Source organism: Pseudomonas sp. QC2 (genome assembly GCF_002859085.1).
GTDB classification, from domain to species: domain Bacteria; phylum Pseudomonadota; class Gammaproteobacteria; order Pseudomonadales; family Pseudomonadaceae; genus Aquipseudomonas; species Aquipseudomonas petroselini.
The window spans coordinates 391,451-413,850 of the sequence record NZ_PKKS01000023.1 but is presented as its reverse complement, the minus strand read 5'-3'; the positions used below and the strand labels follow the sequence as shown (position 1 = coordinate 413,850).

The following is a 22,400-nucleotide window of genomic DNA, read 5'->3' as shown; positions in this document are numbered from 1 at the left end:
CTCCCGATGGCGGTGTGCCAGACATCAATTTTTATCTGAATAACCGCTATCGGGAGCAAGCCCCCTCCCACACTGAGCGAGTCTCTCCCGTTATTTCATGCAATTTGTTGCTAACTCCACCCCCCCATTGAAACCACCACTGCCCCGCCCCATCTAAGCACCATACTTCCTTATGCAGGTGCCCCATGAGCGACCAGCAAGATTTCCCTGATTACGACCTCAACGACTACGCCGACCCCGAAAACGCTGAAACCCCTTCGTCCAACACCGGCCTGGCCCTGCCTGGGCAAAACCTGCCGGACAAGGTCTATATCATCCCGATCCACAACCGGCCCTTCTTTCCGGCGCAAGTGCTGCCGGTGATCGTCAATGAAGAGCCGTGGGCCGAGACCCTGGAGCTGGTAAGCAAATCCGACCACCACTCCCTGGCCCTGTTCTTCATGGACACCCCGCCGGAAGATCCGCGCCACTTCGACACCTCCAGCCTGCCGCTGTACGGCACCCTGGTGAAGGTGCACCACGCCAGCCGCGAGAACGGCAAGCTGCAGTTCGTGGCCCAGGGCCTGACCCGCGTGCGCATCAAGACTTGGCTCAAGCACCACCGCCCGCCGTACCTGGTGGAAGTCGAATACCCGCACCAGCCGAGCGAGCCGACCGACGAGGTCAAGGCCTACGGCATGGCGCTGATCAATGCGATCAAGGAACTGCTGCCGCTCAACCCGCTGTACAGCGAAGAGCTGAAAAACTACCTCAACCGCTTCAGCCCCAACGACCCGTCGCCGCTGACCGACTTCGCCGCCGCGCTGACTTCGGCCACCGGTAACGAGTTGCAGGAAGTGCTGGACTGCGTGCCCATGCTCAAGCGCATGGAAAAAGTCCTGCCGATGCTGCGCAAAGAGGTGGAAGTGGCGCGCCTGCAAAAAGAACTCTCCGCCGAGGTGAACCGCAAGATCGGCGAGCACCAGCGCGAGTTCTTCCTCAAGGAACAGCTCAAGGTCATCCAGCAAGAGCTGGGCTTGACCAAGGACGACCGCAGCGCGGATGTCGAACAGTTCGAGCAACGCCTGGAAGGCAAAGTGCTGCCGGCCCAGGCGAAAAAACGTATTGATGAAGAACTGAACAAACTGTCGATCCTCGAAACCGGTTCGCCGGAATACGCGGTGACGCGCAACTACCTCGACTGGGCCACCGCGGTGCCGTGGGGCGTGTACGGCGAGGACAAACTTGACCTCAAACACGCGCGCAAGGTGCTGGATAAACACCACGCGGGGCTGGATGACATCAAGAGTCGCATCCTCGAATTCCTCGCGGTGGGCGCTTATAAAGGCGAAGTCGCCGGTTCCATCGTGCTGCTGGTGGGCCCGCCGGGCGTGGGCAAGACCAGCGTCGGCAAATCCATCGCCGAATCCCTGGGGCGACCGTTCTACCGGTTCAGTGTGGGTGGCATGCGCGACGAGGCCGAGATCAAGGGCCATCGCCGCACCTACATCGGCGCGCTGCCGGGCAAGCTGGTGCAGGCGCTCAAGGATGTGGAAGTGATGAACCCAGTGATCATGCTCGACGAGATCGACAAGATGGGCCAGAGCTTCCAGGGCGACCCGGCGTCGGCGTTGCTGGAGACCCTCGACCCGGAGCAGAACGTCGAATTCCTCGATCATTACCTGGACCTGCGCCTGGACCTGTCCAAGGTGCTGTTCGTGTGCACCGCCAACACCCTGGACTCCATCCCCGGCCCGCTGCTCGACCGTATGGAAGTGATTCGCCTGTCGGGCTACATCACCGAAGAAAAAGTTGCCATCGCCAAGCGTCACCTGTGGCCGAAACAGCTGGAAAAAGCCGGCGTGTCGAAAAACAGCCTGAGCATCAGCGACGGCGCCCTGCGCGCATTGATCGACGGCTACGCCCGCGAAGCCGGGGTGCGCCAGTTGGAGAAACAGCTGGGCAAACTGGTGCGCAAGGCCGTGGTCAAGCTGCTGGATGAGCCGGACTCGGTGATCAAGATCGGCAACAAGGACCTGGAAAGCTCGCTGGGCATGCCGGTGTTCCGCAATGAGCAAGTGCTGTCCGGCACCGGTGTGATCACCGGCCTGGCCTGGACGAGTATGGGCGGCGCGACGTTGCCGATCGAGGCGACGCGCATCCATACGCTCAATCGCGGCTTCAAGCTCACCGGGCAGTTGGGTGAAGTGATGAAAGAATCCGCCGAAATCGCCTACAGCTACATCAGCTCCAACTTGAAGTCGTTTGGTGGTGATCCGAAGTTCTTCGACGAAGCCTTCGTGCACTTGCACGTGCCGGAAGGTGCCACACCCAAAGATGGCCCGAGTGCGGGGGTGACCATGGCCAGTGCGCTATTGTCCCTGGCGCGTAACCAGCCGCCGAAAAAAGGCGTGGCCATGACCGGCGAGCTGACGTTGACCGGGCATGTACTGCCGATTGGCGGGGTGCGCGAAAAGGTGATTGCGGCGCGGCGCCAGAAGATTCATGAGCTGATTTTGCCGGAGCCGAATCGCGGTAGCTTCGAGGAGTTGCCGGAGTACCTGAAGGAAGGCATGACCGTGCACTTTGCCAAGCGCTTTGCGGACGTGGCGAAGGTGCTGTTCTAATCACCAGGTAGTGCCCGGCCCTGTAATGAGCGAGCTTGCCCCGCGCTGGGTGGCGAAGCCGCCCCTGTTAAAACACCGCATTCTTTCAGACAGAACGCGGTGTTTGGTTCAGGGCGGCTTCGCCACCCAGCGCGGGGCAAGCCCGCTCACTACACCTTGCCTCATCTTCAGTTATGCTCGCCCTTCGTCGTGAATCAACGGAGCCCCCATGACCGCAGCCCGCCTGCTTCTCCCCTTGAGCCTTGCCCTGCTGGCCGCCTGCGCCAGTGCCCCCAAGCAAAACGTCAGCGTGGACAACCAAAGCGCCTGCCCGCTTCAGCTTAAAACCGGGCAAAACCTGATCCTCACCCTGCCCAGCAACCCCACCACCGGTTACCGCTGGGCCATCCAGGACTCCGCCGGCGGTGTGCTGCGTGCGTTGAGCCCCGAGGTCTATAGCAGCACGGAATCCGGCGTGATCGGAGGCGGCGGCCAGTCCACTTGGCGCTTCCAGGCCTTCGCGGCCGGCCAGGGCCGTTTGCGCCTGACCTCCCAGCAACCCTGGGAACCGGAAGCCGAACCCGTCGAAACCTTTGACTGCGCCGTCACGGTGAACTGATATGCCATGGCTGATTCTTGCGCTGATGGGCGCCGGCACCTTTATCTACGGCTTGACCACCCATGCGGCGTTGCTGTGCCTGCTGGTCAAGCCGCTGCCGGTACTGGCCCTGCTGGGCTGGCTGCATGATGCACCGCCCACCGACTATCGACGCTGGATCAGCCTGGGGCTGATTTTCTCCCTGGTCGGCGATGTGCTGCTCGCCTGGCCGGGCGACCTGTTTATCTTTGGCCTCGGTGCGTTCCTGTTTGCGCACCTGGCCTATCTGAAAGCCTATTACAGCGACTGTCGGCGTTTGGCACTGCTGCCGTTGGTGCTCGCGCTGGCCGTGGGCGCGGTGCTGCTGAGCATTTTGATTTCCCACGGGCTTGGCGATTTGCTGATCCCCGTCGTGGTGTACGCGCTGGTGATCAGCGCCATGCTCTGGCGCGCACTGGCGCGATTGGGCAGTGATGTGCCGAAACGCTCGGCACTGCTGGCGGCGGCGGGGGCAGGGTCGTTTGTGTTTTCCGACACGCTGATCGGTATTAATCGGTTTGTGGTCGCGTTCGAGGCGGCGCCGTATTTGCTGATCGTCACTTACTGGCTGGGACAGTGGGGCATCACTGCATCAGCATTTATCCGGAGGCAGCGCTGACATCAATAGTTTGGGGCTGCTGCGCAGCCCAGCGCGGGGCAAGCCCGCTCACCACAGCAAGCCCGCTCACCACAGCAGGCCCGCCCATCACAGTAAGCCTGCTGACCACAAATCAGACAACGCGCGCATCCGAGGGCCAACTTGGCTAAAATGCCGGCCTTTCCCCCTTCGTTGCCGGAACAACCGTGAGCAAAGAACCCGATCGCCTATTCGCCCAGCCCCTGCCCCAGGTGCCGGACTTCGCCTTCAACGAAGACGTGGTGCGGGTGTTCCCGGACATGATCAAGCGCTCGGTGCCGGGTTACCCGACCATCGTCGAGAACCTCGGTGTGCTCGCGGCACAGTTTGCCCAGCCCCATAGCGTGCTGTATGACCTGGGCTCGTCGCTCGGCGCGGTGACCCAGGCCTTGCGTCGCCATGTGCGCACCGACGGTTGCCGGGTGATTGCGGTGGATAACTCGGCGGCGATGGTCGAGCGCTGCCGCGAATACCTCAATGGCCAGGACTCGATGTTTCAGGAGTTGCTGCCGGTAGAGGTGATCGAGGGCGATATCCTCGCGCTGCAATTTGCGCCGGCCTCGGTGGTGGCGCTGAATTTCACCCTGCAGTTCATTGCCCCCGATGAACGCCTGGCCTTGCTCTCGCGCATCCGCCAGTCGCTGTTGCCGGGCGGTGCGTTGATTCTTTCGGAGAAGCTGCGTTTCAACGATCCTGAAGAACACGCGCTGCTCAACGACCTGCACATCGCGTTCAAACGCGCCAACGGCTACAGCGAACTGGAAATCGCCCAGAAGCGCAGCGCCATCGAAAACGTCATGAAGCCCGACAGCCTCGAAGAACACCGCGAACGCCTGCTGGCGGCGGGTTTCTCGACAGTCGTGCCGTGGTTCCAGTGTCTTAACTTTGCCTCGTTGATTGCCTTGCCATGATTGATCTGTCCCCCCTCGCCCGCCATTTGGTCGGCACTCCCCTGGCCGTGTGGGCCCAAGGCCTGCAAGCGCAACTCGATAGCAAGATGGAAAAGGGTCATGGCGACCTGGACCGTTGGCAGAGTGCGTTGGATGCACTGCCGAACATCCAACCCAGCGAAGTCGATTTGCTCAACGACCTGGCGCTGGACACCGACTGCGACGACGCCACCCGCGCGCAAATGCGCACGGCACTGATGGGGCTGTGCCCGTGGCGCAAGGGGCCGTTCCACCTGTTCGGCGTCCATGTGGACACCGAATGGCGCTCGGATTGGAAATGGTCACGGGTCGCGCCGCACCTGGACCTCAAAGGCAAACGCATCCTGGATGTAGGCTGCGGCAACGGCTATTACATGTGGCGCATGCTCGGCGCCGGTGCCGACAGTGTGATTGGCGTGGACCCGAATTGGCTGTTCTTCTGCCAGTTCCAGGCGGTGCAGCGCTACCTGTCCGAGCCCAAGGCTTGGCACCTGCCGTTCCCATTTGAAGATTTGCCGGCGAACCTGGAAGGCTTTGACACGGTATTTTCGATGGGTGTGTTCTACCACCGCCGTTCGCCGATCGAGCATTTGCTGGCGCTGAAGGACACCCTGGTCAAGGGCGGTGAGCTGGTGCTGGAAACATTGGTGGTCGAGGGCGATCAGCAGCAAGTGCTGGTGCCGGAAGATCGCTACGCGCAGATGCGTAACGTGTGGTTCCTGCCTTCGGTGCCGGCGTTGATGCTGTGGCTACGCCGTGCCGGGTTCAGTGACGTGCGTTGCGTGGATGTGAGCGTGACCACCGTGGAGGAACAGCGCGGCACGGAGTGGATGAAGTATCAGTCGTTAAGTGACTTCCTCGATCCGGAGGATCACAGCAAGACCCTTGAAGGGCTGCCGGCGCCGATGCGGGCGGTGATCATCGCCAAGAAATAACCCCCCGATCCCCCTTGAATAAAGGGAGATCACAATGTGGGAGGGGGCTTGCTCCCCCCACATTGGCTATACGGTGTTGGCTAGGCCTGAGGCTTGGCGCGTCTGGCCCTGAAGAACTCACTCAGCACCGTCCCACACTCCTCCGCCAACACCCCACCTTCAAACACCACCCGATGATTCAAAAAGCCCTGGGTAAAAAACTGCCCCTGGCTCTGCACAATCCCGGCCTTAGGCTCCAGCGCGCCGTACACCACCCGCGCAATCCGTGAGTGCACGATCAAACCGGCGCACATGCTGCACGGTTCCAACGTCACATACAGCGTACTGCCCACCAGGCGGTAGTTGCTGATGGCTTGCGCAGCGGCGCGGATAGCGACCATTTCGGCATGGGCGCTGGGGTCGTTGCCGCTGATCGGGCAGTTGAAGCCACGGCCGATGATTTCACCGTCCTGCACCAGTACCGCGCCCACGGGCACTTCACCCAACGCGGCACCTTGGGCGGCGAGCACCAGGGCCTCGCGCATGAAGTCCTGGTCGCGACTGCGGTCGATGATCGCCGTAGGGCGAAACTGGCGCATCACGCCACCTCGATGGCGGCCATCAGGCCGGTTTCCATGTGGTCGATCACATGGCAGTGGAACATCCACACCCCTGGGTTATCCGCCACCAACGCCACGCGTGCGCGTTCGTTCTTGCCCAGCAGGTAAGTGTCGGTGAAGTACGGGATCACCTTGTGGCGGTTCGAAGCGATCACCTTGAAACTCATGCCGTGCAGGTGGATCGGGTGCTGGTACTGGGTCATGTTTTTCAATTCGAAGATGTAGCTCTTGCCCTTCTCAAGCCTGGCAATCGGGCGGTCGGCGCAGGTCTTGTCGGTGATGTCCCAGGCCTTGCCGTTGATCTGCCACAGGCTCGGCGGCTTGCCGTCATCCACCGACACCGAACCCACCCACTCGAAATTGAAGTTGAGTTTTTCGGCATTGGCCAGGTCCGGCTCGCTGATCGGGTTGGCGGGCAATGCCGGTGGCCAGTCGGTCGGCGCGTCGGTGTTGGCCACCGAACGGAAGGTGCCCAGGCGCACCGGGCCGTTGCGGATCGACAGCTCTTCGCCGGCCGGCGGTGCCTTGATCGCCAGGCAGATACGCATGCCCGGGCCCAGCCAATATTCCTTGCCCAACGGGCGAGGTTCGATGGGGTTGCCGTCCAGCGCATAGATCTGCGCTTCAACGTCCGGGATATTGAGGCGATAGGTCAAGGTGTTGTCGAGGTTGAGCAGACGCACGCGCGTAATCTGCCCGGCGGGGAGATCGATCACCGCCTGGGACACGCCATTGATCGTCGACAAGCGCCCGGCGGTGCCGCCACGCGCCGCTTCACGGGGAACGCTGAACGCCACGAAAGCGCCCTCTTCGTCCACATGCCAGCTTTTCAGGCTGAGGGTGCGCTCGTGCTTGAAACCGGTAGGTTCGCGCTCCTCGATGATCAGCGGGCCGACCAGGCCGCGGCCAAGTTCTTCGCTGCTGTTCACATGCGGGTGATACCAGTAGCTGCCGGCGTCGGGCACGCGGAATTTGTAGTCGAAGTATTCGCCGGGCAGCACCGGCAATTGCGAGACGTAGGGCACGCCGTCCATTTCCAGCGGCAGGCGGATGCCATGCCAGTGAATGGTGGTGGCGACCGGCAGGTGGTTGATAAACCGCACGCGCAGCCACTCGCCCTGGCGCACGCGCAATTCGGTGCCCGGCGCCGAGGGGCCGAACGCCCAGGCTTCGGTCTTGTGCCCCGGCACCAGTTCCACATCCAGCGGTGCCGCAATCAGTTCGTAATCGTGTCCCGCCTCGGCCTCGGCGACTTTCCCCAGCCAGTAGCGATAGGCGCCACCGGCCCCCACCCCCACTACGGCCAGGCCTGCAAGACCACCCAGGATTTGTCGACGAGAAAAGGATCGGGACACAACAACCTCACGTATCTGCCGCAGGCTCGGGGCCTGCAAAGGGCAGATACGATACACCTGCACTGGCTAAACGGTAAGGCTTCGCATTGCCGCATGGCTGATTTCAAAGGGGTTGGCTGGATGACGACAACTTTGGATGCACCGAAAATCACTGTGGGAGGGGGCTTGCCCCCGATTGCAGTGGGTCAGCTACAGATAGGCTGACTGACACACCGCTATCGGGGGCAAGCCCCCTCCCACACTGGATTTTCGGCGTTTTTTAAGCCTTGGCAGCAGCCAGGATCAGCGCCTTCATCTCGGCCACGGCGCCTTTGAAGCCGACGAACAGCGCGTGCGCGACCAGTGCATGGCCGATGTTCAGCTCGTTGATGCCCTTGATCGCGGCCACGGCTTCGACGTTGTGGTAGTGCAGGCCATGGCCGGCGTTGACGATCAGGCCTTCGTTGAGGCCGCAGTTCACACCGTCGATGATGCGCTGCAGCTCGTCAGCCACTTCGGTGGGCGTGGTGGCGTCGGCGTAACGGCCGGTGTGCAGTTCGATGGCGGGGGCACCGACACGGCGCGAGGCTTCGATCTGGCGCTCGTCGGCGTCGATGAACAGCGACACGTCACTGCCGATCTTCGACAGGCGCTCTACCGCCGCCTTGATTCGCGCTTCCTGGCCAGCCACATCCAGGCCGCCTTCGGTGGTCAGTTCCTGGCGGGTTTCCGGGACCAGGCAGATGTGCGCCGGGCGGATGCGCTCGGCGAAGGCCATCATTTCTTCGGTGACGCCCATTTCGAAGTTCATGCGCGTTTGCAGCACATCCTTGAGCAACAGCACGTCGCGTTCCTGGATGTGGCGGCGGTCTTCGCGCAGGTGCACGGTGATGCCGTCGGCGCCCGCTTCTTCGGCGTCCAGCGCGGCCTTGACCGGGTCAGGGTAACGGGTGCCCCGGGCCTGACGCAGGGTAGCGACGTGGTCGATATTGACGCCAAGAAGAATGCGATTGCTGGTGCTCACGGAAGCGCTCCTGAAAAGGGGAAAGAAACGCTGCACAGCATACACGGGGATGTCAGGGCTTTCGAAACAACTCGCGACTGACCAGCGGCCGTCCGCCCAAGTGCACGGCCAGGGCCTGGCGCATCAGGCGCTTGGCGGCGGACAAGGCGCCGGGGGCGGTCCAGTCGGCTTCGCTCATGGCCAAAAGCTCGGTGCCCTGGAACAAGCCGGGTTGCAGCAGGTATACGCGCTCCAGGCCCGCGTCGACTTGCAGTCGGTACATACCGTCGGCAGCAATGGGGTCGCCGTGCAGGTCGTTGTTTAATTCAAAGCCATAGCCCAGGTCGTCGAGCAGGCGCCATTCAAACGCGCGCAGCAACGGTTCCAGGGGCCGGCCTTCGGCCAAGGCGATCAGGGTGGCGGCGTAGTGATCGAAGACCGCCGGGTGCGGGTCTTCCGCGGGAAGCAGACGGATCAGCAACTCATTGAGGTAGAGGCCACTGAACAGGGCCTCGCCATTCAGCCAGGCGGAGGTACCAACGCTTTCCAGGCGGCCGACGTTTTTGAGCTCGCCCTTGCCGCGAAACTCCACGTCCAGGGCCACGAACGGCCGGGCCAACGTGCCCGCCTTGCCCCGCGCGCTGCGCAAGACTGCGCGCAAGCGGCCTTGTGGCGTGAGGAAATCCACCAGGGCGCTGGTCTCGCGATAGGCGCGGCTGTGCAGGACATAGGCGAGTTGGCTGGGGGGTGGGGATTGGGACATGGGAGTCTCGATGACGGAACACAAACCATGAAATAGCGAAGAACCACTGTGGTGAGCGGGCTTGCCCCGCGCTGGGCTGCGCAGCGGCCCCAGACAAATCACCGCAGTTCTTTCAGGCAGATCTCAGTGCCTGGTTTTGGGCTGCTTCGCAGCCCAGCGCGGGGCAAGCCCGCTCACCACAGCAAGCCCCCTCCCACAGTTTCAGCGCTGCGGTATATTCAGGACCTTACAAGTCGCCGTAGCCCAGGGAGCGCAATGCACGCTCATCATCGGACCAGCCACCCTTAACCTTCACCCACAGGTTGAGCATGATCTTGGAATCGAAGAGCAATTCCATGTCCTTGCGCGCTTCGGTGCCGATGCGCTTGATGCGCTCACCCTTGTCGCCAATGATGATTTTCTTCTGGCCGTCACGTTCGACGAGGATCAGCGCATGGATGTGCAAGGTCTTGCCCTGCTGCTTGAACTCTTCGATTTCGACGGTGATCTGGTACGGCAGCTCGGCGCCCATCTGGCGCATGATTTTCTCGCGCACCAGTTCGGCGGCAAGGAAACGGCTGCTGCGGTCGGTGATCTGGTCTTCCGGGAAGAAGTGTTCGTTCTCCGGCAGGTAGCCGGCAATCACGCGTTCCAGGGCTTCGAGGTTGTGACCGTGCTGGGCCGAGATCGGCATGATCTGGGCGTTCGGCAGTTGTTCCTGCAGCCAGGTCAGGTGCGGCATCAGCTCGGCTTTGTCTTCGATGCGGTCGGTCTTGTTCAGCGCGACGATCAGCGGGCCGGTGACGTACTGCACACGCTCGAGGACCATCTGGTCTTCGTCGGTCCACTTGGTGCGATCGACCACGAAGATCACCACGTCGACGTCTTTCAACGCCGCCGAAGCGGTCTTGTTCATGTAGCGGTTAAGGGCTTTCTCGCCGCCTTTGTGCATGCCCGGGGTATCGACGTAGACCGCTTGCACGGTGCCTTCGGTCTTGATGCCCAGCATGTTGTGGCGGGTGGTCTGCGGCTTGCGCGAGGTGATCGCAAGCTTCTGGCCGAGGATGTGGTTGAGCAGCGTGGACTTGCCCACGTTGGGGCGGCCAACAATGGCAACATAGCCACAGCGTGTTGCGGTTGAATCAGTCATGGCCATTCTCCACGCCCAGGGCAATCAGTGCTGCAGCGGCCGCTACCTGTTCGGCAATACGACGGCTCACACCCTGACCTCGGCTTTTTTCGTTCAGTAAGGTGATTTCACATTCCACGAAGAATACGCGGCAATGGGGCTCACCCTGGATATCCACCACTTCGTAGCGTGGCAGTTCGCAACCGCGGGACTGCAGGAATTCCTGCAGGCGGGTCTTGGGATCTTTGTTGGTGTCGACCAGCGTGAGGCTTTCGATCTCGGAAGTCAGCCACGCAGTGACGCGCTCCTTGGCCGCTTCCATGCCTGCATCGAGGTAGATCGCACCGATCAACGCCTCGAGGGCATCGGCCAGGATCGATTCACGCCGGAAACCGCCGCTCTTCAACTCACCGGAACCCAGCCGCAGGTATTCGCCCAGGCCAAAACCACGGGCCAGTACGGCCAGGGTCTCGCCCTTCACCAGGCGTGCGCGCAGGCGCGACAGCTGGCCTTCACGGGCTTGGGGGAAGCGCTCGAACAGCGCTTCACCGGCGACGAAATTGAGGATGGCATCACCGAGGAATTCCAGGCGCTCGTTGTTGCGCCCTGCAAAGCTGCGGTGTGTGAGGGCAAGGACCATCAATTCCTGGTCCTTGAAGGTGTAGCCGAGCTGGCGCTCGAGACGTGCTAGAGAAACGGTCACGGTTTATCCATATCTAGTTGGTGGCACCGGCGGCCATCGACGATTGACGCAGTGTTCAAATTCAAATCCTGGTTGGTGCTGCATGAGGCCGGAAATGTCCGAGCCCCAGAAAAGCATTCGGCGCTGTGTTCACAGCGCCGCTTGTATTACTTGATCAGCCCGACTCGCGAGAAGTTCGGCAGGTGGCTGAGTTTGGGTTCCGGCCAGCTCATCCAGACCGCAAAGGCCTTGCCGACGATATTCTGGTCGGGAACCATGCCCAGCAGGTCCTTGGGAATATTGGGATCATCCCAGTAGCGGCTGTCATTGGAGTTGTCACGGTTGTCGCCCATCATGAAGTAGTGCCCGGCCGGCACTTTCCATTCACCATCAGGCGTCGCGCGGTAGCGGCTCATTTCCTTGCGGATTTCGTGCTCGACCGCACCGAGTTTTTCCTGGTACAGCTCGGCGCTGCCCAGGCTGTTCGGTTCGGAACCGATCAGTTTCTCGGCCACCGATTCACCGTTGATGAACAGGCGTTTGTCGCTGGTGTAGCGAATCACGTCGCCCGGCAGGCCGACCACACGCTTGATGTAGTTGACGTTCGGGTCGCTCGGGTAGCGGAACACCATCACATCGCCGCGCTGCGGGTCACCGACTTCGATGACCTTCTTGTCGATCACCGGCAAGCGGATCCCATAGGAAAACTTGTTCACTAGGATGAAGTCGCCCACGTCCAGGGTCGGTTTCATCGAGCCCGACGGGATCTGAAACGGCTCCACCAGGAACGAGCGCAGCACCAGCACGATGAACAACACCGGGAAGAACGACTTGCCGTATTCAACCAGCAAAGGCTCTTTGTTCAGCTTCTCGATGACCACGCCATCGGGCTGGCTGACGCTGCCCTGATAGGACGCGATAGCCGCCCGACGACGCGGGGCGAAGAAGACCAGATCGAGCAATGCCAACAGACCGCAAACGGCAACGGCGATGACCAGCAACAGCGGGAAATTTAGCGACATAGGACCTAACTATCCAACCTGAGCACCGCAAGGAAGGCTTCTTGTGGAATTTCCACGTTACCCACTTGCTTCATGCGTTTTTTACCGGCCTTTTGCTTTTCAAGCAGCTTGCGCTTACGGCTTACGTCACCGCCGTAGCATTTGGCCAGCACGTTCTTTCTGAGGGCCTTGACCGAGGTCCGCGCAATGATCTGCCCGCCGATGGCGGCCTGGATCGCAACGTCGAACATCTGGCGCGGGATCAGTTCTTTCATCTTCTCGGTCAACTGGCGACCTTTGTAGTGCGCGTTGTCCTTGTGCACGATCAGTGCCAGGGCATCGACCTTGTCGCCGTTAATCAACACATCCAGTTTCACCAGATTAGCCGATTGGTACCGGTCGAAATGGTAGTCCAGCGAAGCATAGCCGCGGCTGGTGGATTTGAGACGGTCAAAGAAGTCCAGGACCACTTCGTTCATCGGCAAATCGTAGGTCACTTGCACCTGGGTACCGAGGAACAGCATGTCGTGCTGTACGCCACGCTTTTCAATACACAGGGTAATGACGTTGCCCAGGTGTTCCTGCGGCACAAGAATATTGGCGCGCACGATCGGTTCGCGCATGTCTTCGATGGAAGACAGGTCTGGAAGCTTGGACGGGTTGTCGACGTAAATCGTTTCACCGGTTTTCAGCGCCAGCTCAAAAATAACCGTCGGCGCGGTGGTGATCAGGTCCAGGTCGTACTCGCGCTCAAGACGCTCCTGGATGATCTCCATGTGCAGCATGCCGAGGAAGCCGCAACGGAAGCCGAAGCCCAGGGCGTCGGAGCTTTCCGGGGTGTACTGCAACGACGAGTCGTTGAGGGTGAGCTTTTGCAGGGCTTCGCGGAAATCTTCGAAGTCGTCGGAGCTGACCGGGAACAGGCCGGCGTAGACCTGCGGCTGGATGCGTTTGAAGCCCGGCAGCACGTCGACGTCAGGGGTGGAGCTCAAGGTCAGGGTGTCACCGACCGGTGCACCGTGAATGTCCTTGATACCGGCGATGATGAAGCCTACTTCACCGGCTTTCAGATCAGTGGTAGCCGTGTGCTTGGGGTTGAACACACCGACGCTGTCCACCAGGTGGATCTTGCCGGTGGACTTGACCAGGATCTTGTCGCCCTTTTTCACACGGCCATGGCGCACGCGTACCAGGGAAACAACGCCCAGGTAGTTGTCAAACCAGGAGTCGATGATCAACGCTTGCAGCGGATCTTCGTAGTTGCCGGTGGGGGCGGGAATGGTCTTGACCAGGCGCTCGAGCACTTCGTCGACGCCCAGGCCGGTCTTGGCGCTGCACTCGACGGCGTCGGTGGCGTCAATGCCGATGATTTTTTCGATTTCTTCTTTGACGCGGTCCGGATCGGCCTGTGGCAGGTCGATCTTGTTCAGCACCGGCATCACTTCCAGGCCTTGCTCGATGGCGGTGTAGCAGTTGGCCACGGACTGGGCTTCAACGCCCTGGCCCGCGTCCACCACCAGCAGCGCACCTTCGCAGGCCGCCAGGGAACGGCTGACTTCGTAGGTGAAGTCGACGTGGCCCGGGGTGTCAATGAAGTTCAGTTGGTACTTGATACCGTCTTTGGCGGTGTAGTACAGGGTCACGCTGTGGGCCTTGATGGTGATCCCGCGCTCGCGTTCGAGGTCCATGGAATCCAGTACCTGGGCTTCCATTTCACGCTCGGCAAGGCCGCCGCACATCTGGATGAATCGATCGGCCAGCGTCGACTTACCATGGTCAATGTGGGCGATGATGGAGAAATTGCGGATATGACTCAAATCACTCACGGATCAACACTCAAAAAGGCTGCAGGCAGATTGCCCGCTGAAAAATAGCCGGGAATTGTACCTGATGCTCAGGCCAGGCGTCATCTTTGCTGACCAGAACAAAAATGCCCCGATCTCTCGACCGGGGCATTTTTTGTTCATAAGCGCGCGGCTAGCCCGCCCGGCGCAGCAGCCAGAACCCGGCCAGGGCGCAGATGGCAGTCGGCACCAGCACCGCAAACAACGGCGAGAAACCAAACACCAGGCTCGACGGGCCCAGCAGGTCCTGGGCGATGCGGAAGGTGAAGCCCACCAGCACGCCGGTAAACACGCGTTGACCCAGGGTTACCGAACGCAACGGGCCGAAGATGAACGAAATCGCCATCAGCACCAGCGCCGCGGTGACCACCGGTTGCAACACCTTGACCCAAAATGCCAGCCAGTAGCGGCCGTTGTTCAGGCCCTGGTCCTTGAGGTAGTGGATATAGCTCCACAGCCCCGAAATCGGCAGGCTTTCCGGGATCATCACCACGGTATTCAAGAGTTCCGGCTTGAGGGCGATATCCCACTCTTCGCTCGGCACATTGATCACTTCGGTACGGGCGTTGGTGCCTTGGCCAATATTGCGGAAGTACGTGGTGGTGACGTCGCTCAGTTGCCATTTTTCGCCACTGTATTGCGCACGTTTGGCGAAGCTCGACTCCAGCAAGTGACGTTCTTTGTCAAAGGTGTAGCGCGTCACACCAATCAACAGGCCGCCTGGCTGCACGGCGTTGATGTGGATGAACTCTTCACCCTGACGGTGCCACAGGCCGTGCTTGGAACTTTGCGCATCGCCCGACCCCTGCGCCAGGGCGCGGTTGGCCTGGGCGGTGGTTTCGGCCGGTGGCGCCACGTATTCGCCGATCAGCACGCTGCAGGCCATCAGCAGCAGCATGGGTTTCATCACCGCCCAGACGATACGCCCAATGGACACGCCGGCGGCGCGCATGATGGTCAGTTCACTGCTACTGGCCAGGCTGCCCAGGCCGATCAGGCAACCGATCAGCGCGGCCATCGGCATCATGTCGTAGAGACGGCGCGGCGCGGTAAGGGCCACGTAGCTCAGCACATCCCACACGGTGTAGGTGTCGCTGACGTTGCCGACTTCATCGATGAAGGCGAACAACGAGGCCAAGCCCAGGATGATGCCCAGTACCGCCAGGATGGCGATCAGTACGCTGCTACCAATGTAGCGATCGAGCTTAGCCACGAGCCAACTCCTTCTGGCCACGACGGCTCTTCATTTTCAAACGTATAGGTTCCCAATAAAGCAGCCCCAGGCCGATTGCCAGGAAGATCCCGTGCACCCACCACAAGCCCAGGGTCGGCGACAGCTTGCCTTTCTCTACCGCCCCATGGGCAGAGATCAGCATCGTCAGATAAGCCATGTACAACAGGATCGCGGGCAACAGCTTGAGGAAACGGCCTTGGCGCGGGTTGACACGGGCCAACGGAACAGCCATCAAGGTCACGATAAACACCAACAGAGGCAAGGATAAGCGCCACTGCAACTGGGCGATAGAACGCAGTTCGTTGCTGCCGAACAGGTCCATCGTCGGAATGGCATCGCGGTCGGTGACTTCATCGCTGATGTCCGGGCGAGCCAGCATCACGCCATAGGTGTCGTACTTGATCGCGCGATAATCCGCCATGCCTGGGCTGCCATCGTAGCGATAGCCATTTTCCAGGATCAGGTAGCGGCTGCCATCAGGACGCACTTCCTGGCGACCTGAATCAGCCACCAGCACGGAAATACCACGGTCTTTCTTGTCTTGGCCCAGACGCTTCTCGGAGATGAACACACCGCCCAGGTTGGCGCGGTCGTCGGTCAGCGTTTCGGTGTAGGTCACCCGTGAACCGTCATTGAGCGCCTGGAAGCGGCCGGGTTCGAGGGTGTCGAACTCGGTCATCGCGTCCTGTTTGTTCAGCACCAGCTGGAACTGCATGGCGCCCTGAGGGGCCAGGCTCAGGCTCAGCCAGGCCACGATCAGCGCGACGCCGGCGGCCGGGATCATGGTCATGCCCAGCAGACGCTGCTGGCTCATGCCGGTGGCCGAGAGCACGGTCATCTCGCTTTCGAGGTACAGCCGGCCGTAGGCCAGCAGGATCCCGAGGAACAGGCCCAACGGCAGGATCAGCTGCAGGAAGCCCGGCAGGCGAAAGCCCATGATCAGGAACAGCGAGCCCGGATCGAGGGCGCCGGAGGCAGCCTGGGCCAGGTATTTGACGAAACGACCACTCATGATGATGACCAGCAATACCGCACTCACGGCACTCAGGGTCAACAGGACTTCGCGGGACAGATAACGGAAGACGATCAAACCAGACACTCCAGGGTTGTCAGGCTAAGGCGGCCAAACAAGCAAGCATACCGAGTCAGCCCATTGACACAGGGCCGGCTAAAAAGATGGCGCATTATCCTGTGATTGACCGCGCCTGTCACTGCGCAACCTCATGCACATGCACAAAGCAGGTGGCAAGGGTTGTCAGGCTCCGTCGGCGAGGTTCAAACTGCGGCCTTTGTCACCGGCGGTTTACACAGCTGCCTGGTATTAAAGCCGGAGTACAGACTCTTGGCTAACAGACCTTTATAAGGGACCCGAAAATGGAATTGGTTGTAAAAAGCGTTAGCCCCGAAACGTTGAAAACCGCCACCCTCGTGGTCGCCATCGGCGAAGGCCGCAAGCTCGGCGTTGCCGCCAAGCAACTCGACGAACTCAGCGGCGGCGCCATCAGCGCGGTGCTCAAGCGCGGCGACCTGGCCGGCAAAGTCGGCCAGAGCCTGCTGCTGCAAAGCCTGCCCAACCTCAAGGCCGAGCGCGTGTTGCTGGTCGGCGTGGGCAAAGAGGCCGAACTGGGCGACCGCCCGTTCCGCAAGATCATCAGCGGTATCCTCACGACCCTCAAGGGCCTGGGCGGCAGCGATGCGACGCTGGCCCTCGATGAAATCGTTGTAAAAGGCCGTGACAGCTACGGCAAGACCCGCCTGCTGGCCGAAACCCTGGTGGACGGCGGCTATATTTTCGACGAGTTCAAGAGCCAGAAAGCCGAACCGCGTGCGCTGAAGAAAATCACCCTGCTGACCATCAAGGCTGCCCAGGCTGAAGTCGAGCGCGCCGTGACCCACGCGCAGGCCATCGCCAACGGCATGTCCTTTACCCGCGACCTGGGCAACCTGCCACCGAACATCTGCCACCCGACGTTCCTGGGCGAACAGGCCAAGGCACTGGGCAAAGAGTTCAAGGGCCTGAAAGTCGAAGTGCTGGACGAAAAGAAGATCAAGGAACTGGGCATGGGCTCGTTCTATGCCGTAGGCCAAGGCAGCGACCAGCCGCCACGCCTGATCGTGATGCAATACAACGGCGGTAAGAAGTCCGAGAAGCCTTACGCCCTGGTCGGCAAAGGCATCACCTTCGACACCGGCGGCATCAGCCTCAAGCCGGGCCTGGGCATGGACGAAATGAAGTACGACATGGGCGGCGCCGCCAGCGTGTTCGGCACCCTGCGTGCCGTGCTGGAACTCAAGCTGCCGATCAACCTGGTGTGCATCCTGGCCTGCGCCGAGAACATGCCGAGCGGCGGCGCGACCCGTCCAGGCGACATCGTCACCACCCTGAGCGGCCAGACCGTCGAAATCCTCAACACCGACGCCGAAGGCCGTCTGGTGCTGTGCGATGCCCTGACCTACGCCGAGCGCTTCAAGCCACAGGCCGTGATCGACATCGCCACCCTGACCGGTGCCTGCATCGTTGCCCTGGGCTCCCACACGTCGGGACTGCTGGGCAACAGCGATGAGCTGATCGAACAACTGCTCAGCGCCGGCAAGGCCGCCGACGACCGCGCCTGGCAACTGCCGCTGTTCGATGAGTACCAGGAACAGCTGGACAGCCCGTTCGCCGACATCGCCAACATCGGTGGCCCGAAAGCCGGCACCATCACCGCTGCCTGCTTCCTGTCGCGCTTTGCCAAGAACTTCAACTGGGCGCACCTGGACATCGCCGGCACGGCCTGGACCAGCGGCGGCAAGGACAAGGGCGCCACCGGCCGCCCGGTGCCCCTGCTGACCCAATACCTGCTGGATCGCGCAAAGGCCTAACCCGGTCGGAGCGGGCTTGATGTGGCGAGGGCGCTTGCTCCCGCTGGACTGCGCAGCAGTCCCCAGCTTTTTGGGGGCGCTTCGCACCCCAGCGCAAGCACGCTTGCTCGCCACAACAAGCTGCCTTTTACCCTTGTTGAGGCCGCCCAGGAACCGCAATGACCCAAGTCGACTTCTATATATTGCCCAGCGCCGACCCGCTCGCGCGCCTGGACTTTGCCTGCAAACTCACCGAAAAAGCCTGGCGCATGGGCCACCGCATCTACCTGCATTGCAGCGATGCCGCCCAGCGCGACGAGCTGGATGCCCGCCTGTGGCGTTTCAAGGGCGAAAGCTTCGTGCCCCACGGCCCCGCCGAGTCTGAACCTGAAGGCCTGGTAGTGCTGGGTTTAGGCGACAGTTGCGGCGATCACCACGACCTGCTGGTCAACCTGGACCTGAAAGTGCCGCCGTTCGCCAAGGCATTCGCCCGTGTGGCGGAAGTGGTGGTGGAAGATCCGGCTATTCGTCAGGCCGCGCGGGAGAGTTTCCGTTTCTACCGCGAACAGGGCTATCCTCTGCAGGATCACCGGCTACAACGACTTTGAGTAAATGATGGACACGCCAAACCCTCTAAAAAAAGACGACCACCTGCTGGACGACCTGGAGTCGATCCGTCAGTTGCTGGGTGATGATAACGTGCAGCCGCCGCTGTTGACCGAGCCCGCCGAGGGCGAGCCGCAGATTCCGCTGTTATTCGATATGGTCGGTGGCAAGCCGGTCGAGCCGGCGCCGGTGGTCAAGGCCGCCGCCCCTGCAACGGCCGAAAAAGGCCCCGACGCCCTGCTGCTGCACCTGGACAACGAACTGCGCGCCGCCGCGCAACTGATCATGCAAGACGTGATCGACGACTTTGCCCCGCATATCGAAACCGAGATCAAGCGTCGGTTGGATGCGCGGATGGAGCGGTTGCTGAGCCAGTACCAGTCTTAAACCACACCAAAATCCCCTGTGGGGCTTGCTGTGATGAGCAGGCTTGCTGTGTGGTAAACGGGCTGGCTGTGGTGAGCGGGCTTGCCCCGCGCTGGACTGCGAAGCAGTCCCATTGGTTTTTCGGGGGAAAAGCCCCCTCACCACCACAAGCCCCTCCCCCATTAGTCTTGCATCAGCCTTAAGCCCGTCTTCAACTCGCCCTCCTCGTCCGCCCCCGTTATACTTGCCGGCTTTCCTGAATAAATGCCAACTAGGGTCCCGCCGCGCATGGATAAGACCTACCAGCCGCACGCTATCGAAACTTCCTGGTACAACACCTGGGAATCCGAGAATTATTTCGCCCCGCAAGGCGCGGGCGATTCCTACACCATCATGATTCCGCCACCGAACGTCACTGGCAGCCTGCACATGGGCCACGGCTTCAACAATGCGATCATGGATGCGTTGATCCGTTTCCGCCGCATGCAGGGCCGCAACACCCTGTGGCAGCCGGGCACCGACCACGCTGGCATCGCCACCCAGATGCTCGTGGAACGCCAACTCGAAGCCACCGGCCAGAGCCGTCATGATCTGGGTCGCGAGAAGTTCCTGGAAAAGATCTGGGAATGGAAAGACCAGTCCGGCGGCAATATCAGCCGTCAGATCCGCCGCCTGGGCTCGTCCGTGGACTGGAGCCGCGAGCGCTTCACCATGGACGACGGCTTGTCGGAAGCCGTGAAAGAGGCCTTCGTGCGCCTGCATGAAGACGGCCTGATCTATCGCGGCAAGCGCCTGGTCAACTGGGACACCAAGTTGCACACGGCGATTTCCGACCTCGAAGTGGAAAACCACGACGAGAAAGGCTTCCTGTGGAACCTCAAGTACCCGCTGGCCGACGGCGCCAAGACCGCTGAAGGCAACGACTACCTGATCGTCGCCACCACGCGCCCGGAAACCATGCTCGGCGACGCCGCCGTAGCCGTTAACCCGAACGACGAACGCTACCAGGCGCTGATCGGAAAGTTTGTCGAGCTGCCGCTGGTGGGCCGCCGCATCCCGATTATCGCGGACGACTACTGCGACCCTGAATTCGGCACCGGCTGCGTGAAAATCACCCCGGCCCACGATTTCAACGACTACGAAGTCGGCAAGCGCCACAACCTGCCGCTGCTGAACATCTTCGACAAGAATGCCGCCGTTCTGCCGGCCTGCCAGGTGTTCAACCTGGACGGCACGCTGAACGACAGCATCGACGGCAAGATCCCGGCTGAATACGCCGGCCTTGACCGCTTTGAAGCGCGCAAGCAGATCGTTGCCGCCTTCGACGCCGCCGGCTTGCTGGTCAGCGTTGACGACCACGGCCTGAAAGTGCCGAAGGGCGACCGCTCCGGCACCGTGATCGAGCCGTGGCTGACCGACCAGTGGTACGTGTCTACCAAGCCGCTGGCAGAACCTGCCATTGCCGCCGTGGAAGACGGCCGTATCCAGTTCGTGCCCAAGCAGTACGAAAACATGTATTTCTCGTGGATGCGCGACATCCAGGATTGGTGCATCAGCCGTCAGTTGTGGTGGGGCCATCGCATTCCAGCCTGGTACGACGAGTCGGGCAAGGTCTACGTCGGCCGCGATGAAGCCGAAGTGCGCGCCAAGCACAACCTGGGGGCGGACGTTGCGCTGCAACAGGACAACGACGTACTGGACACCTGGTTCAGTTCGGGCCTCTGGACCTTCTCCACCCTGGGCTGGCCGCAGCAGACCGAATTCCTGAAGAAATTCCACTCCACCGACGTGCTGGTCACCGGCTTCGACATCATTTTCTTCTGGGTTGCCCGGATGATCATGCTGACCATGCACTTGGTGAAGAACGAGGACGGCACCCCGCAGGTACCGTTCAAGACCGTGTACGTGCACGGCCTGGTGCGTGATGGCCAGGGCCAGAAAATGTCCAAGTCCAAGGGCAACGTCCTGGACCCGCTGGACATCATCGACGGCATCGACCTGGAAACCCTGGTGCAGAAACGCACCTCGGGCCTGATGCAGCCGAAACTGGCGAAGAAGATCGAGAAGCAGACCCGCGACGAGTTCGCCGACGGTATCGCCAGCTATGGCACCGACGCCCTGCGCTTTACCTTCTGCTCGCTGGCGTCCACCGGTCGCGACATCAAGTTCGACATGGGCCGCGTCGAAGGCTATCGCAACTTCTGCAACAAGATCTGGAACGCCGCGCGCTACGTGCTGGATAAAGGCGAAGACTGCGGCCAGAACGGCGAGGCCTACGAGTTGAGCCTGGCCGACCGCTGGATCATCTCGCAGCTGCAACGCACCGAAGCCGAAGTGACCCGCCAGCTCGACCAGTTCCGTTTCGACCTGGCTGCACAGGCCTTGTACGAGTTCATCTGGAACCAGTATTGCGACTGGTACCTGGAACTGTCCAAGCCCGTGCTGTGGGACGAAAACGCGCCGGTTGAACGCCAGCGCGGCACTCGCCGTACCCTGGTACGCGTGCTCGAAGTGGCGCTGCGCCTGGCGCATCCGTTCATGCCGTTCATCACCGAAGAAATCTGGCAGCGCCTGGCGCCACTGGCCGGTATCGAAGGCAAGACCATCATGCTGCAACCTTGGCCGGTGGCCAACGAAGCGCGCATCGACGAGGCCGCCGAAAGCGATATCGAATGGCTCAAGACCCTGATGCTCGGCACGCGCAACATCCGCGCCGAGATGAACATCGGGCCGGGCAAACCACTGGCGGTGTTCGTGAAGAACGCCAGTGCCGAGGACCAGCGTCGTCTCAGCGAGAATGACGCACTGCTCAAAAAGCTGGCGAAGCTGGAGTCGATCACCGTATTGGCGGCCGGCGAAGACGCACCACTGTCTGCCACCGCACTGGTCGGCGACATGGAAGTGCTGGTGCCGATGGCTGGCCTGATCGACAAGGGTGCGGAACTGGCCCGTCTCGACAAGGAAATCGCCCGCCTGCAAGGCGAAGTGCAACGCGTGGGCGGCAAGCTGTCCAACGCGGCGTTCGTCGACAAGGCGCCGGCGGAAGTGATCGACAAGGAACGCGCCAAGTTGGCCGAGGCTGAACAGGCCTTGGGCAAGCTGGCGGAGCAACATGCGCGGATTTCCAGCCTGTAAGGTGGACCGCGTTTAAGAAAGAGGCCTTCAGGCCTAATGCCAGTCAGTTAAGACGTAGAAAGGGTAAAAAATAACCTGTGGCGAGGGAGCTTGCTCCCGCTGGGCCGCGAAGCGGCCCCAGCTCTTTGTTTCAAAAGACTGGGACTGCTGCGCAGTCC

Annotated in this window: 19 protein-coding genes; 9 read left to right on the top strand and 10 right to left on the bottom strand. The window is 61.3% G+C overall.

All coding sequences use genetic code 11. The features are described 5' to 3' along the window. Positions 1–185 precede the first annotated feature (185 nt). The 5 genes from lon (at position 186) to cmoB (ending at position 5,723) form a co-directional block, all read left to right on the top strand. A complete protein-coding gene (gene lon, locus QCBJ_RS22690) occupies positions 186–2,606 on the top strand; it encodes an endopeptidase La (RefSeq protein ID WP_012722411.1) in 2,421 nt (806 codons plus the stop codon). 208 nt (positions 2,607–2,814) lie between these two features. After that, positions 2,815–3,204, top strand: coding sequence for a protease inhibitor I42 family protein (locus QCBJ_RS22685; RefSeq protein ID WP_012722410.1), 390 nt, complete (start codon positions 2,815–2,817; stop codon positions 3,202–3,204). A 1-nt stretch (position 3,205) separates the two neighbouring features. Next, positions 3,206–3,841 carry a lysoplasmalogenase gene (locus QCBJ_RS22680; protein ID WP_102061640.1) on the top strand — a complete coding sequence of 212 codons (636 nt, stop codon included), beginning with the start codon at positions 3,206–3,208 and terminating at the stop codon, positions 3,839–3,841. A gap of 185 nt (positions 3,842–4,026) precedes the next feature. Then, a complete protein-coding gene (cmoA, locus tag QCBJ_RS22675; RefSeq protein WP_102061639.1) occupies positions 4,027–4,770 on the top strand; it encodes a carboxy-S-adenosyl-L-methionine synthase CmoA in 744 nt (247 codons plus the stop codon). Then, the gene (cmoB, locus tag QCBJ_RS22670; protein ID WP_012722407.1) at positions 4,767–5,723 is read left to right on the top strand and encodes a tRNA 5-methoxyuridine(34)/uridine 5-oxyacetic acid(34) synthase CmoB; all 957 of its coding nucleotides are present in this window, start codon (positions 4,767–4,769) and stop codon (positions 5,721–5,723) included. Before cmoA ends, cmoB begins: the two co-directional genes overlap by 4 nt. Positions 5,724–5,803: 80 nt before the next feature. Here cmoB and tadA read toward each other — a convergent pair whose 3' ends face one another. The 10 genes from tadA to lptF form a co-directional block, all read right to left on the bottom strand. Beyond that, entirely contained in the window at positions 5,804–6,301 is a 498-nt protein-coding gene (gene tadA / locus QCBJ_RS22665) for a tRNA adenosine(34) deaminase TadA (protein ID WP_046034395.1), read from the bottom strand. Next, positions 6,301–7,677, bottom strand: a complete 1,377-nt coding sequence (locus QCBJ_RS22660; protein ID WP_102061638.1) for a multicopper oxidase family protein — start codon at positions 7,675–7,677, stop codon at positions 6,301–6,303. The genes tadA and QCBJ_RS22660 overlap by 1 nt, the downstream gene beginning before the upstream one ends. 259 nt (positions 7,678–7,936) lie before the next feature. After that, positions 7,937–8,680: a pyridoxine 5'-phosphate synthase gene (pdxJ, locus tag QCBJ_RS22655; RefSeq protein ID WP_102061637.1), complete on the bottom strand. Its 744-nt coding sequence runs from the start codon at positions 8,678–8,680 to the stop codon at positions 7,937–7,939. Positions 8,681–8,732: 52 nt separating this feature from the next. Next, on the bottom strand, positions 8,733–9,422 hold the full coding sequence (gene recO, locus QCBJ_RS22650) for a DNA repair protein RecO (protein WP_012722403.1): 690 nt from the start codon (positions 9,420–9,422) through the stop codon (positions 8,733–8,735). A gap of 226 nt (positions 9,423–9,648) precedes the next feature. Next, complete coding sequence (era, locus tag QCBJ_RS22645) at positions 9,649–10,551, bottom strand: GTPase Era (protein WP_043204836.1); 903 nt, start codon at positions 10,549–10,551, stop codon at positions 9,649–9,651. After that, positions 10,544–11,233 (bottom strand): ribonuclease III, encoded by a 690-nt coding sequence (rnc, locus tag QCBJ_RS22640; protein ID WP_012722401.1) that lies wholly within the window; start codon positions 11,231–11,233, stop codon positions 10,544–10,546. The genes era and rnc overlap by 8 nt, the downstream gene beginning before the upstream one ends. Positions 11,234–11,379: 146 nt before the next feature. Further along, positions 11,380–12,234: a signal peptidase I gene (gene lepB, locus QCBJ_RS22635; RefSeq protein WP_012722400.1), complete on the bottom strand. Its 855-nt coding sequence runs from the start codon at positions 12,232–12,234 to the stop codon at positions 11,380–11,382. Positions 12,235–12,239: 5 nt separating this feature from the next. Continuing rightward, positions 12,240–14,039, bottom strand: coding sequence for a translation elongation factor 4 (gene lepA / locus QCBJ_RS22630; protein ID WP_003210439.1), 1,800 nt, complete (start codon positions 14,037–14,039; stop codon positions 12,240–12,242). Positions 14,040–14,190: 151 nt separating this feature from the next. Further along, positions 14,191–15,270, bottom strand: coding sequence for an LPS export ABC transporter permease LptG (gene lptG / locus QCBJ_RS22625; protein WP_012722399.1), 1,080 nt, complete (start codon positions 15,268–15,270; stop codon positions 14,191–14,193). Continuing rightward, positions 15,263–16,381, bottom strand: a complete 1,119-nt coding sequence (gene lptF / locus QCBJ_RS22620; protein WP_012722398.1) for an LPS export ABC transporter permease LptF — start codon at positions 16,379–16,381, stop codon at positions 15,263–15,265. Before lptF ends, lptG begins: the two co-directional genes overlap by 8 nt. A gap of 284 nt (positions 16,382–16,665) precedes the next feature. Here lptF and QCBJ_RS22615 point away from each other — a divergent pair, with 284 nt between their 5' ends. The 4 genes from QCBJ_RS22615 to QCBJ_RS22600 all read left to right on the top strand — a co-directional run bounded on the left by QCBJ_RS22615 (position 16,666) and on the right by QCBJ_RS22600 (position 22,242). Further along, the gene (locus QCBJ_RS22615) at positions 16,666–18,156 is read left to right on the top strand and encodes a leucyl aminopeptidase (protein WP_012722397.1); all 1,491 of its coding nucleotides are present in this window, start codon (positions 16,666–16,668) and stop codon (positions 18,154–18,156) included. A 158-nt stretch (positions 18,157–18,314) separates the two neighbouring features. Then, positions 18,315–18,743 carry a DNA polymerase III subunit chi gene (locus QCBJ_RS22610; RefSeq protein WP_012722396.1) on the top strand — a complete coding sequence of 143 codons (429 nt, stop codon included), beginning with the start codon at positions 18,315–18,317 and terminating at the stop codon, positions 18,741–18,743. A gap of 7 nt (positions 18,744–18,750) precedes the next feature. Continuing rightward, complete coding sequence (locus QCBJ_RS22605) at positions 18,751–19,128, top strand: hypothetical protein (RefSeq protein ID WP_043204835.1); 378 nt, start codon at positions 18,751–18,753, stop codon at positions 19,126–19,128. 267 nt (positions 19,129–19,395) lie between these two features. Further along, entirely contained in the window at positions 19,396–22,242 is a 2,847-nt protein-coding gene (locus QCBJ_RS22600; protein ID WP_012722394.1) for a valine--tRNA ligase, read from the top strand. The last annotated feature ends 158 nt before the right edge of the window (positions 22,243–22,400 follow it).